A 12,446-nucleotide genomic window follows, 5' to 3' on the forward strand; every position below is an offset into this window, starting at 1 on the left:
GGCGGGGGCAGATGTAGGTCATTCAGAGCATCTCGCGATCGAGTCCTGCGTAGGTGAGGAATGCCTGAAGCGCTTGACCGTAGAGCTCATTCATGATTGCGCGCTGCTCGGGGTTCCAGTCGGCATAGATCTGCTTGATGATCGTGGCCAGGTCGGAGCTGAACTTCTGGTCGTGGATGGCGTGGTCCACGATGTGCAGGGTCATGTCGGTTTCGCCGCGGCGGGCTCGGCCGGCGAGCTGGATGAGCAGGACGAGCATTCCTGCGACGAGTTCTTTGCGCAGGTCGTGGTCCATGTTGGAGAACCGGGCCGGGGAGCGGAGGATCTTGGAGAGTTGCTTCCAGGAGGCTTCCCCGGCGCTGCGCAACTCGGCCAGCGGGGTGTCGCTGCCACCTACGGGGAGGGTGTTGACGCCAGCGGCGTTGACGCTCGCGTGCATCCAGTCGGTGTCCTCGATGCTGAGGACGGGCCGGACACAGAGGTAGATGTCGCGGACTGCGGAGCGTGTGCCCACGACGATGTTCAGACCTCGTCCGATGACAGCGAGGGGGGCGATCAGGATCTCCCCGCGGTCGGGGAAGTCCTTCAGTTCCTCGCGGACCATCCTGTCCACGTGAGGAGGCAGGTTCTCCTCGTAGTTCTGCTTCTCTGCCTTCTTCACGAGCAGGCAGACTCGGTGGTTCAGACCATCGGCTTGCGCCACTCCGGAAGCGAGGTGGGAGGCCTGCTCGTAGGAGTTGACGGTGAGAATGACACGGGCTCGTTCCGGCTCCCGCTTCTCCAGGCGGGTCAGGCGTCGGGCGAGCTGCTGCTCGTAAAGACCTCGCCCCAGATCCCGCAGGGCGTTGGGCTTCAGTTCCGGGGGCAGACCACCGATACGCATCGCGTCGCCGGCACCACTGCGTACGGGGGTTGCGAGGGTGACGATGGATTCGGGGCGCGTATCGGGCAGCCACCATCGCACCGGGGCGTGGATGTGCTCCTGCACGGCCTGTGGCAGGTAGGCGGTGGCCGACAGTCCCATCACGGGCCGCTGTACGCCGGCGGTCAACAGCGATGTGAGACCGCCGAGTTCGGAAACAAACGTATGCGGATCGCCCCCGAACGACCGGGAGAGGAGCTCGGCTTCCTTCTCCTTGTTGTCCATGCCTTTGACCTGGTAGCCGTGGATGGAGCGGCCCAGCATCGCCAGGGGGTACAGGGTGGCCACCGTGCTGCTGCGCATGGTCTCAAGGATCTTGCGGACCGAGCCCAGGTCGAGGTAGCGCAGGGTCTGTGCCTGCGCGCGCAGTTCGTCGAGTGCGCCGTCGAGTTCGCGCAGCACCGTCCGGGTTACCAGCAGGTTGATCACAGCAGCCTGCCGGTGCGCGTCGGGCACGAGCCCGAGGAGAAGCTTGCGCATCTCGTCGCGGGTGTCCGTGAGATGGTCCTGGCCGCGCTGCGCTGTAAGCGTCACCAGGGCGGTCTGAACGGCGTCCCAGTCCGCGCCTTCGGGGAGGTCGAACTCTTCCTCGTCCGGCTCGGAGCCGTACCAGCGGGCGGGCATGATCTCGTTGAGGAAGGCGAACAGCTCGGGCGGGTTGTCCTCGGCCGCAGTCGCTTCGGGGAAGAGGATCTGCAGGATCTCACGGTCCCGTGAGTGGGCCAGACGCCAGCCGGTGTTGTCGCGGCCGGCGCCGTCGGGGCCATCCGTTTCGTTGCCGGGATTCAACTTCAGCCCTCGTCCGGAGCAGAGCCACAGCAGCAGCATCTCGGCCATGAGGCGGGCATGGCTGACTGGTGAGACGAGCCCCATCTCGTGGACAACGGGAAGGTTCTTCGCGTCGGAGTCGATCTCCCGCAGTGCGGTTGTCCTCTTCCGGGAGGCGAGAGTGATTTCCGAAGTGCAGCGGCTGATCGCTGCTGTCTGGAAGGCGTCGATCTCGTCGATCACCAGGGCATCGCAGGAGCGCAGGGTCATCTCCAGGACGCTCATGCCACGGGTGCCGCGCGCCTGACCGCGGAACTCCTGCCCGTCCAACACGACACCGATGCGAGTGCGCCCTTCGAGCAGGTTTGCGTGGTTGGTGACGATGACGGCCGCGTTGGTGGCCCGGTAGAACTGCTGGAATTTCCCGCACGTCGGTGCGAACGGGCAGGTCAGTCGGTTGGAGCCAGTGGTCTCTGAGGTCAGCGAAGTGCAGTTCTCTTCCCCGTAGGGGTACAGGGTGGGCGGGTCCATCAGCGCCCGCTGCGCGCATCCCGTCGACAGAAGGCCGATGTCCGTTTTGGCGCGACGGTCCCACTCATCGATCTGGGTGGAGGTGCCCAGGGCTGCGTAGTCCATGGCGCGCCGGTGCATGCTTGACGGGGACATCAACGGGGTGCAGTGAGTGAGCTCAGTGAGACGTTTGATCTTGTGGAGATAGGCCAGGTCGTGGTTGATGTCCCAGGCCATCTCCAAGGTGGCCCGGACGTCTGTGACGGCGAGAGCGATGCGCCGGTCGTTCAGAGCAGCCCAGGAGGCCAGAACCCTCACCAGGACGGTCTTGCCGCTTCCTGTGGGAGCGTTGAGCAGCTGCAGATCGCCAGCAGTCAGGTCGAGTTCGGTCAGCGCCCCCGTCGTCGTTTTCATGCTCTTGAAGAACCGCTTGAGCACCTTGTGCAGGTAGCGGACGCTCTTGTCCTGCCCGCTGAGCGTCTTGGCGACCTCCAACAGCTGATCCACGGTCGGTGCGACCCGGTCGCGCTGTGGGCGGGTGTGCACCTGAGGCAGGACTTCGTGTCCGGGTGCTTCCAGGAAGCCAGGCGTTGCCGGGATGTGGATCTCCCGGCTGGTTGTACCGTGCTCCGGACCCAGATAGGCAGTCCTCGTCTTCAGCTTTCCGGGGCCGGCGAATGCCTGGGCCTTGGGGCGCTTGCCGAAGGTGAAGAAGGGGCCGGTGACGCGTTGCACGTATCCGAGGAAGTCACCTCCCATCCGGGGGATCGCTGCGTCTGCCAGGTGCGGGTCGCCGGGCGGCAAACGCAGCGAACCTCCCGAGCGGTCTGCGATGTCCGGCTCGGACGACAGGACTCCGAGCAGGGCGAGCACTGAGGTCCTGAGCTTCTTCGGATCCGTCCACTCCTGGGCCATCAAGGTCATCACCTGGCGGATCAGGTTCCGCTCGGCGACAGGCAAGTTCGGCCATTCCGACCAGGCTTGCGGCTTGCGGTGAGCGAAGAACGTGGCCTCCTCGAAGCCGGCCAGAACGTGTCCCTCGTCGTCCTTGCGCGGGAAGTAGTGCGCTGCCAGCGCGAGCGCTCCGGCGAGGCCGGCCTCCGTCCCCGTCATGTCCCCGCTCATGCCTGTCCTCCCTTGACGTGCTTGACGACCATCTCCAGGTAGTCCGTCGCGGTCATTGCCGCCTTCATCCCGTGTCTGCGGCACACCGCGTTGAGCTGGTCCACCTGCTCCTTGCGATGGTCGGGCACCACCAGATACTCGGCTCCGCCCCGGTCGCCGCCGTCCATGTCAAGTTTGCTGACCAGGTGATTGGGCCAGGTGTAGTCCTTGAAGTCAGCCATGAAGCGAGGCCCATCGTTGTCCTCATGAGTCACCCACAGGTCACACTGATCCCCGTTGGGCCACAGTTGCGACGTCCAGGCTGTGCGTTCGAGCCTGGCTGAGACGGCCCGATGCAGAGCCAGTTCGGGAAGCCCGGGCACAACGGTGTATCGCCACACCGGCCGCATCAGCGCTACCGTCTCCGCCACCGCTCTGGCCTCCGGCACGAGCGGAACAGCACCGGTCCACAGCTGGGCAAATCGCCCCGATGGCACCCGGCACTCGAACGTCGGGCTCAACTCGGGGGCCGGCTCACGGCGAGTGGTCACGACGAACTCGTAAGACGCGCCCGTTTCCTCGTGCCAGGGGTAGAGGCAACGCACCTGTCCGCGAATACGCCCGCTGGATCGGTCTGCCGTCACCTTCATCGGCCAATGACAGGCCGGGCAAGGCCACCACCAGCCGCTGTACTGCCCGTACTGGGAGATTGGCCCATAAAAGTCGTTCGCCCGGGACGGCAGGTTAAGCGCGGCCAGGCCCTCCCTCGGGACGGTCGGATTCTCGACCAGCGTTCTGCGGTGCCTCTCGTAGAACGGGCCCTTGATCGCGCTGAAGACGGACTCCTGGCTGTACTCGTCATCCAGCTTGGGCTTGGTCACCTGGCCACTGAATTTCCCGACTTTCTGCGCGGCGCGCATGACACGCTGCGCTTCATGCCGGAAGTCGAAGCCTTCTTCGGTTGCGACGCCGTCGCTCTCCAGCAGCCGTACGCCCGTGAGTTCTTCGGCGTTGATCCACTCGGGCAGCAGCCGCTCAAGAGAACCCGCTCGTTCACCGGTGAGTCTGCCCATCAGTTCGTCGAAGGGGATGTGGTGGCCGGGTCCGCACGCGGCCATCAGGATCCCGTGGGCTTCCATGAGGCGGTCTAGACGTCGGGGTCCGGCCAGATCCCCGACGGCCATCGCGTGCTCGCACACCGCGAATGCCTTGACGATTTCCAGCAGGACATGGGTCTGCTGGACCGTGGTCGTGTCTCCGTGTCGCATCATCGCTGGGGAGGCTACGACACGGCACTGACAATGGGCCTGGAAAGCACTCAGACGATCACGCGAACTCCGCTGCGATGGAGCCGACTTCGACGCTCGGGTACAACGAGCGGTAGGTGTCAATGTGGTCGGCGATATGACGTCGCCCGGAATCGGTGAGGAACCAGCGGTAAGGTCCGTGGTCCGCCTCGTCAGGGAGGCGCAGAACAATGAAGCCACGGCTGGGTGTACGCCCGTCGGGACTCTGGCCGACGGCAAGGTAGTGCGGTCCCCGTCCGGCGAGGCTGCCGTCCACACCTTGCGCCCCTGCCCGCGCGACACGAACCACGATTTTCCACAGCCACGGCGAAAGCAGTGCTGCGGGCGGTGTTGGAGCGGGCGTAACTCCGAGCGCCGCGCGTGCGACCGCTCGGCCGCGCCGAGTCATCTCTACGCGCGTACGCGGAACATCCCCCAGTCCGTCGACATACAGGCGATCCCGGTAAACGGTGATCAGGCCCCGTCTGTCCAGTGCGCTCACGGACGACCCGGTCCCCGGATCGTGAATGCCGGCCTCCCGGAGCCGCTCTTGGATGCGGGTGAAGCCGACAAGGTCCGCTGGCGCACTGAGCGCCAAGGTCAGCCGACGCCACGCTGCAGCGGGCCGCTGGGCCTCCCCTGCATAGCGATTCTGGCGCTGTTCCTCTTCTGCTTCCTGGTCCTGATGGAAGATGCACGTCAGGTAGCTGCGCTGTCGCTCGTTGAGCTCGCGCCAGGTTGCCAGTGCCGCCTCGGACGTGCTCCGAGATCGACGGGCCGGAAGCGTGGGGGCAATGTCGTTCGGGCGGGTGCGGCGCCAGGCGTCAACGACCACGCGGTCGGGAATTCCGTAGACCTGGGCCAGCATTCGTGCCACCCGGCCCTGGGTTTCAGGGGACAGCCAATCCCGCCCGCTCACCGGGCGGCCACGCTCAAGGTCACGTACCTTCTCGGCGCTGATGTGCAGACCCTGCGAGGCTCGCTTGCGTCGAAGCAGCGAAGCGACCTCGGCGGCGCTCATACCCGCCCGGCGACGCAGATCCTGCAGCGTCTCGGTCCCCCGTTCGCCTGCTGTCAGGTCTTGCGCATCACAGTGCAGCACCTTCAGCAGGCGCCCGAAGGCTCGGTCGCTTACTGCTTGCGTTCCTGCCTCCCAGCGGCGTACAGACCCAGGAGAGACACCAGTGGCTTCGGCCAGCTCCTGCACGCTCATACCTCGGAACCCACGCTGCTGTTCCAGAGCCCGGGGAGTGAGGGACTGCGACATGCCCCCAGCAAAACGCAGTCGACGGGTCGTAGCAACTACTCCCTCCGGAGTGTGAGACCAAGCGGCGGGCAGACCGGCCGCTGACGCGGCGCTCTCACCGTGCTCGGCCGGTGCGCGATGGTGACGGCGCGCTTGTAGCCGGTGTCCCGATACCGACCTGCGAGGTGGGTTTGATGTGTGCGTTGCAAGCTCGTGCGCCGGGGCCGGGCGCGTGCCGGTCGCCGAGGCGCTGGATACGCCAGACGAGTACTTCAGATGCTGACTTGGCGTCGTCCAAGGGGCGGCGCTGCGCTGCTTGCTGGAGGACGGTGGCGGGGTTGTGGCCGGCGCGGCTTCGGCGGCGGCGAGGGTGGCGCCGAGGGCGGGCCAGCCGTCCTCGGTGAGGATCTGCTCGACGTGGCGAGGCAGGACCTTGTGCAGGGCGGCGGCGTGCCGGTGCACGATGCTGTGCGAGGGCCGGTGCCGGGCGAGTGTGGCGAGACTGGTGGGGCTGCCTGGTCGTAGGCGGCTTGCCGGTGGGTGAGCGTCTGGCGGGCGGCTGCGACCTGTGGACGTGGTCCTCCGCGTGACGCACGGCGACCACCCAGCGGCAGCCATCCGGATCGCCCTCGGGTGCGATGCCGGTCGCGTGCAGCACGGGCCGAGCGATGCTAGCCCGGTGAGAACGTGGTCCTCGGGTGCGGCGGTGAGCGAGCAGTGCCAGACGTGGCCCTCCGGTGCGCGGTCGCCGAGCTGCTTGATGCGCAGGTCGAGACCGTGAGGGTTCGTGCCGCATGGTTCTACGCCGTGCTGCGGAGTTACGCTCTGCCTGATCAGAGCACGTGCAACTGATCGGGGAGTACTCACTGGTGCTATGTCATCCAAAGGCATCCGGCCACCGGAGTGGGCATCGACGGCGACACCGAAAGGCTTCACGCAGATTGTAGATCCTCCACAGTGCCCCCGACGCACCCTTACACCCGCCCGCACCTCCCCTCCTACGGGCGCACGTCATGCCGAAGGCGTCACCGCACGGGAATCCCCTGTCGGCCCGGCCTGCGGGCGCGGAGCAGTACACGACTTGCGACGGGGCCGCAGATCACCAGAGATCCCCAGGTCGCCCATTGCCTTCTCCAGTGGCTTCCTCATCGGGTCGCCCTTGATCGTCGGACCTATTGCCTGCGCTGCGGTGAACACGGAGACCGCCATGTACACCTGATCGGTCAGGGTGTCCTCGGTAGCTTCGGCTGTGAACCCGACGCGCCCATCGGCCCCGACCGTGATGAAGGCGTTCGCCGTCTGGGCAGAGGTGTGGGCGTACGCGCTGTGCATCCGGTACAACGGGTAGGCCATCGGAACGTTGTACGCGGCGACCATGTTGGCGAAGTACGTGATCTCACCCACCAGTTTCTCGTGCCAGCGGTGCTCCTCCAAGGTCTGAAAGACGGGAGGGGCGACTTTGCGAGGGGGCTCGGGGAGCGGGTACTTGATCTCCACCAGGTTGTTGGTGAACGACTGCTCCTGCTTTCCCAGGTAGGTGTGGACAGCCTGAACGGCGGCGGGGCCGTTGTCGACGAGCCAGCTCATCGCGAAGGCGTGGGCGAAGAGGTTACGTGCCAGCGGCTTGACCTCAACCGTGAAGCCCTGTCGGTACAGGTGAATCATCGCTGCAGCCGTACTACGGGTGAAGAGCCACCAGCCCATGAGGAGCGGGAAGATTTCCCGATGCTCCTCCAGTGTCGTCACCTCGTCGCTGAGCACTTCGTTAGCGCTGTCGAGAAAGTTGGGCAGCACCGTATCGACACGGCGCGCGCACTGCCGGTTGGCGCCGAATTTGTACGTCATGGCTCTGACGGTACGGAGCGAACAGCCGGACGGCCGCCGATTTTCGATTCCGCGGAGGTGGCGCTGGCGTTCTCGGGCCGAATCGAAGCCGGTCAGCGCCAGCCGACCGCAGGCGGAATATCGAGCGCGTTCGTTCGATTGGCCTCCTTGCAGAGTTCGCGGGAGGGGGCGCTGGTGGCCGAGCTGATGATGTTCCGAAGGGACGCGGACGGACGGGATGTCGAGCTGTCCAGTTCGACGGTGGCGCTGGAGGTGGAGCTACAGCGGCGGGTGGAGGCCGGGCTGGAGCAGATGCTGGGCATCCGGTTCCTGGCGTCGGAGTACGCGACCGGGCCGTGGCACCGGGGGCGGATCGACACCCTGGGGTTGGACGAGAACGGAAGTCCGGTGGTGATCGAGTTCAAGAAGGGCTCGGGCAGCGGGGTGATGTCGCAGGCTGTCTCGTACCTGTCCTGGCTGGAGTCGGCGCAGCACGAGTTCGAGGCGCTCGTGCGGAAGGTGCTGGGCGTGGAGGCCGCCGTGGCGATCGACTGGCGTCGTCCGCGGATGGTCTGCATCGCGGCCGGCTTCTCGCACCACGACCGTGTGGCCGTGCAGCGGCTGCCCGAGCGGATCGACCTGGTGCGCTACCGGATCTTCGAAGGTGGCCTTCTGGGCTTGTTGCTCGTCGACTCCGCGCCCGGCTTCGCGGGCGCCACCTCGTCTCGCCGGAGTCGGGAGCGAGCAACGGGGGTCGGCAGCGCGCCAGCGGCACCGGTGACTCCTCCGTCGGCGGGTGTCGGCCTCGTTCCGGAGTGCCTGCGGGACCTGTACGCGGAGTTGGACGATGCTCTGACGGCGTGGGGCGAGGTCGAGGTGGCGCCGCTGCGGCACTACATCGCCTACCGGCGGCTGGTGAACGTGGCATCGGTGCTCTTCCGTCCGAAGCACGAGGCGATCTTGGTCTATCTCAGACTCGACCCGGACACGGTCGAGTTGGAGGAGGGCTTTACGCGGGACATGCGCGGCATCGGGCACCTGGGGACCGGGGACCTGGAGGTGCGCCTCGCTTCGGCGGCCGGGCTGGAGAAGGCGGCGCCGCTGATCCGGCGGGCGTTCGAGGCGGCCTGACGCAACGAGAAGGGCGGCTGGCGCATCGGTTACTCAATGCGCCAGCCGCCCATTTGGCGTCTGCGGCCCGCCAGCCCCGGCTTCTTCGCTCTCATGCTCATGCCTCCGGCCCGGCCAGGGCGAAGTCGTCCTTCGTCAGCTCGGCGTGGAGGCGCTGCTCGGCCACGTCGGCGTAGTGCGAGGACAGCTCGACGCCGACGAAGTTGCGGCCTTCGCGCAGGGCGGCGACGCCGGTGGATCCGCTTCCGGTGAAGGGGTCGAGGACGGTGCCGCCTTCGGGGCAGATCTGGACGAGCTGCTGCATGATCTCGACCGGCTTCTGGGTGATGTGCACCCTGCCCTTGCGGGGCTGGGAGGCGATGTAGTGGCCGGGCAGGTACAGGTCCCGGTCCTTGTCCAGGCTGCCCTTGACGCCCCACAGGATGTACTCGGAGTCCTGCTTGAACCCGCCCTTGCGGGGCCGGCTGGCGGGCTTGATCCACGGAATGGTGCCGCTCCAGGTCCACCCCGCCATCTGCAGCGCGTCGGACGTGGTGGGGTCCTGGCGCCAGTCGGAGAAGACCATGACGACCGCGTGCTCGGTCGACGCCCGGTACGCCTCGGTGAGCAGTTCGGTCAGCCAGGAGCGGTACGAGCGCTGGTCGCGGTTCTCGCCGGGGAAGTTGGCGAGGTCGTGCGCGCTGTTGCTGGTGACGTACTTGGCGCGGGCGGTGCGACCGGTGCGATCGGAGCTGGTCCGTCCGCCGGAGTTGTACGGCGGGTCGGTGATCACGGCGTTGACGCTCTCGTCCGGGAGGGACTTGAGCACGGTCAGGGCGTCGCCTCGGTGCAGCGTGTAGCTCATGTGCAGGGCCTCTTTCAGGGCATGGCAGGACTGGGCTGGGGCCGCTCCGGACGGCGTTCAACAACGCTCGTCGGGGCGGCTGGTGCCGGATGTTAGGCGTGATTTCCGGCCGCACCTAATGAGCTGAGCCGCGCTCCGGGTGGGGATCCGGGGGTCGTTTGGTGCGGCCGGAATCCCGGTCTACTGTCTCGCCCTGTCACCGGGCCGAAGCCTCGCTTCACCCCCGCTGACCTGTGCTTATCCGTGCCATCTCGTCGAACGAGCTGCGCGGGAGGCACGTTGTCCCCCTCGTCCACCACGCCGTCAGGAGAGCCGGTGTACTGCCTGAGATTACGAGCGCGGCTGGCTGCCGCGCATGACCTGAGACCGGCGTCCGGGAGCTACCAACTCCTTTGACCTGGGCCCGCCCGAGAGGCGGATTCACATCGGCGCGGTGCCGACGGCTTTGCACGAGAAGTCGGCACCGCGTCTCCTGCGACCACCGAGGAGCCGCTGCGATGCAGCATGCCCTGATACCCCCGCGTCCCGACCCACCGTCGGCACCCCGCCGGCACCGCCGCCACGGTGAACGGCGGCGGCGATGAAGAAGACCACCGGAGCCGTTGTCGGCCTCTGCGCGACCGGTCCGTTGCTGCTGGCCGCGCCGGTCCTCGCCTTTGGCGCCGAGACCGCTTCGGCCTCCTGCACCACCGACGGCGCACAGCCTGTGGATACCGCAGCCGTCGCCACTCAGGTGAAGGTCATCCTGGACGGCGGCGGCAAGGGCTCGGTCCGCGTGCCGGGGCTGAGCGATCCGGCCGAGCAGGCGCCCAACGCCCAGACGATCCAGGCCACCGGCGTCGCGATGCACATCCCGGCCCGGGGGCAGGTCGTGGCCCTTGCGACCGCCCTGCAGGAAAGCGGCCTGCGGAACCTGACCTACGGCGACCGTGACTCGCTGGGTCTGTTCCAGCAGCGTCCGTCGCAGGGCTGGGGCACGGCGAACGAGATCCTCGACCCGGTGCACGCCTCCACCAAGTTCTACGAGGGGCTGCGGAAGGTCTCGGGCTGGCAGTCCCTGTCCGTCGCCCAGGCCGCCCAGGCGGTGCAGAAGTCGGGCTTCCCGCAGGCGTACGCCAAGTGGGAACCCCTGGCCACCGCATTGCAGAAGGCCATCGAGCCCGTGCCGTCGAAGGCCGGTGACGCGTCACCGAGCCCTTCGCCGTCCGGCCCGACCGGCACCGGCGGCCGTTCGTCCGGTACCGCGGGCGGCTGTGCGGCCGACGGGGACGGGACCGACTTCGGCACCATTCCGCCCGGTGCGGTGCCGGCCGGGTACAAGATCCCGGCCGATGCTCCGCCGAAGGTTCGGACGGCGATCCGGTGGGCGCTCGGCCAGCTCGGCACTCCGTACCAGTGGGGCGGGCACTGCACTGCTCCCCACGGCAAGGCGCCGATGGGTCGGTGTGACTGCTCGTCCCTGATGCAGCAGTCATACAAGGCCGCCGGCGTCGCCCTGTCTCGGACGACGTACACGCAGGTCAGGGACGGCAAGCCGGTCTCGGTCGGCTCGCTGAAGCCAGGCGACCTGGTGTTCACCGAGGGCATCGCGTCCCGTCCGGAACACGTCGGCATGGTCATCGGCCGAGGTCTGGTCGTCAACGCCCCGCACAGCGGCGACGTGGTCCGCATCGCGACCCTCGCGTCCTGGAAGCCGCAGATCCTCGCGGCCCGCCGAGTCACCTGACCGGCGCTTCTCCCCCTCCCCCTCTCTCTTCTCTTCTCGCACCGCCGCTCCACCCTCTGGGCTTTGGCGTGCACTAAATCGCACTGGAGTTCGTCATGTATCTCGCTGACCAGGTCATCCAGCTCGCCTACGACCCGGGCATCAAGCCGAACGAGGGCGGACTGCCTGGCCTGTCCGTCCTCAAGCACGTGATGGGCTCCATCAACCTCTACGGCATCATCGCCGCGGTCGGCTCGCTCGCCGTCAGCGCGGGCGTGTGGGCCTGGGGACACCACTCGGGCGGCCACCAGGCTGAGGCCAACGGCAAGAAGGGCGTGCTGGTGAGTTCCGGCGCGGCGCTGCTGTTGGGTGCCGCGAACGGTGTGGTGGCGTTCTTCAGCGGCCTGGGAACGCAGGTCCACTGATGCCTTCCCGCCCGATGAACCCCGGCGGCGCATCCCCCGTGCGCCGCCGGGCACTGCTCGGCACTGCTGTCCTGGTGGTGCTTGTCGCCCTCGCCGGCCTGGCCGCATACCTCACCCGGGATGGCAGGAGCCCCTCCAAAGCCCCTGCTGTCCACAGGAGTTCGCCCACAGCCCCCTCGACGGCTTCGTCCGCACCTCGCGGCCACCCTCGTGCCCTCGCGGCTCCTCCGAAGACCCACAACCCGATCGCTTTCGGGAAGGCCGCCGCGGCGGCGCTGTGGTCCTACGACACCCGCGCGTACTCGCGGACAGAGCTGCGGACGGCTCTGCGCGCGTGGCTGACCACCGAGGACAAGTACGCCGACCGCACGTCGGTCGACAAGGTCGTCCCCTCGTCCGTGCTGTGGAAGGAGATGGCCGCCAACCGCCAGTTCGCCACCGCCAAGGTGCACGAGGGGCACTTCCCGGACTCGTTCACCCGGGCCCTTCAGGCCGATCCCGAGGCGATCACCCAGGCGTACATCTACGCCGTCACGGTCTCCGGCAAGCAGTCGATCGCCTGGAAGGGCTCGCACGACGGCGGCGCGGAGAGCCGTACCACCACCCTCGCGGTCCAGTGCCGCCCCCACCAGCCCTGCGCCCTGGTCGGCGTCATGCCGTCCGTCGCGCCCTGACCCCAGG

At 67.4% G+C, this 12,446-nt stretch carries 9 protein-coding genes and 1 pseudogene; 4 read left to right on the plus strand and 6 right to left on the minus strand.

Annotated elements, in window-relative coordinates; translation table 11 throughout:
- Positions 1–22 precede the first annotated feature (22 nt).
- The 5 genes and pseudogenes from Scani_RS23140 to Scani_RS23155 all read right to left on the minus strand — a co-directional run bounded on the left by Scani_RS23140 (position 23) and on the right by Scani_RS23155 (position 7,681).
- Positions 23–3,313 carry a hypothetical protein gene (locus Scani_RS23140; protein ID WP_246296107.1) on the minus strand — a complete coding sequence of 1,097 codons (3,291 nt, stop codon included), beginning with the start codon at positions 3,311–3,313 and terminating at the stop codon, positions 23–25.
- 8 nt (positions 3,314–3,321) lie between these two features.
- Complete coding sequence (locus Scani_RS23145; protein ID WP_246296109.1) at positions 3,322–4,575, minus strand: restriction endonuclease-related protein; 1,254 nt, start codon at positions 4,573–4,575, stop codon at positions 3,322–3,324.
- Positions 4,576–4,630: 55 nt separating this feature from the next.
- Complete coding sequence (locus Scani_RS23150; RefSeq protein WP_246296111.1) at positions 4,631–5,803, minus strand: helix-turn-helix domain-containing protein; 1,173 nt, start codon at positions 5,801–5,803, stop codon at positions 4,631–4,633.
- 601 nt (positions 5,804–6,404) lie between these two features.
- A pseudogene (locus tag Scani_RS42370) lies at positions 6,405–6,610 on the minus strand (mobilization protein); the annotation flags it as partial.
- 237 nt (positions 6,611–6,847) lie between these two features.
- On the minus strand, positions 6,848–7,681 hold the full coding sequence (locus tag Scani_RS23155) for a DUF5677 domain-containing protein (protein ID WP_159479443.1): 834 nt from the start codon (positions 7,679–7,681) through the stop codon (positions 6,848–6,850).
- Positions 7,682–7,855: 174 nt separating this feature from the next.
- Here Scani_RS23155 and Scani_RS23160 point away from each other — a divergent pair, with 174 nt between their 5' ends.
- Positions 7,856–8,791 (plus strand): DUF5655 domain-containing protein, encoded by a 936-nt coding sequence (locus Scani_RS23160; RefSeq protein WP_167538196.1) that lies wholly within the window; start codon positions 7,856–7,858, stop codon positions 8,789–8,791.
- Between the two features lie 97 nt (positions 8,792–8,888).
- On the opposite strand, the gene Scani_RS23165 is transcribed toward Scani_RS23160, so the two are convergent.
- On the minus strand, positions 8,889–9,635 hold the full coding sequence (locus tag Scani_RS23165; protein ID WP_159479445.1) for a DNA-methyltransferase: 747 nt from the start codon (positions 9,633–9,635) through the stop codon (positions 8,889–8,891).
- A gap of 580 nt (positions 9,636–10,215) precedes the next feature.
- Between Scani_RS23165 and Scani_RS23170 the strand changes: the two genes are divergently transcribed.
- From Scani_RS23170 to Scani_RS23180, 3 genes are all read left to right on the plus strand, one after another.
- Entirely contained in the window at positions 10,216–11,361 is a 1,146-nt protein-coding gene (locus tag Scani_RS23170) for a C40 family peptidase (protein ID WP_159479447.1), read from the plus strand.
- A 95-nt stretch (positions 11,362–11,456) separates the two neighbouring features.
- On the plus strand, positions 11,457–11,765 hold the full coding sequence (locus Scani_RS23175) for a DUF6112 family protein (RefSeq protein WP_159479449.1): 309 nt from the start codon (positions 11,457–11,459) through the stop codon (positions 11,763–11,765).
- Positions 11,765–12,439 (plus strand): hypothetical protein, encoded by a 675-nt coding sequence (locus tag Scani_RS23180; protein WP_159479451.1) that lies wholly within the window; start codon positions 11,765–11,767, stop codon positions 12,437–12,439. Before Scani_RS23175 ends, Scani_RS23180 begins: the two co-directional genes overlap by 1 nt.
- Positions 12,440–12,446: the final 7 nt, after the last annotated feature.

This window comes from Streptomyces caniferus (assembly GCF_009811555.1).
Classification (GTDB): Bacteria; Actinomycetota; Actinomycetes; order Streptomycetales; family Streptomycetaceae; genus Streptomyces; species Streptomyces caniferus.

Excerpts from the sequence above, each read along its gene's own strand:
- Scani_RS23140 (WP_246296107.1), bottom strand. The coding sequence starts at position 3,313 with ATGACGGGGACGGAGGCCGGCCTCGCCGGAGCGCTCGCGCTGGCAGCG.
- Scani_RS23145 (WP_246296109.1), bottom strand. The coding sequence starts at position 4,575 with ATGATGCGACACGGAGACACGACCACGGTCCAGCAGACCCATGTCCTG.
- Scani_RS23150 (WP_246296111.1), bottom strand. The coding sequence starts at position 5,803 with ATGAGCGTGCAGGAGCTGGCCGAAGCCACTGGTGTCTCTCCTGGGTCT.
- Scani_RS23155 (WP_159479443.1), bottom strand. The coding sequence starts at position 7,681 with ATGACGTACAAATTCGGCGCCAACCGGCAGTGCGCGCGCCGTGTCGAT.
- Scani_RS23165 (WP_159479445.1), bottom strand. The coding sequence starts at position 9,635 with ATGAGCTACACGCTGCACCGAGGCGACGCCCTGACCGTGCTCAAGTCC.
- Scani_RS23170 (WP_159479447.1), top strand. The coding sequence starts at position 10,216 with ATGAAGAAGACCACCGGAGCCGTTGTCGGCCTCTGCGCGACCGGTCCG.
- Scani_RS23175 (WP_159479449.1), top strand. The coding sequence starts at position 11,457 with ATGTATCTCGCTGACCAGGTCATCCAGCTCGCCTACGACCCGGGCATC.
- Scani_RS23180 (WP_159479451.1), top strand. The coding sequence starts at position 11,765 with ATGCCTTCCCGCCCGATGAACCCCGGCGGCGCATCCCCCGTGCGCCGC.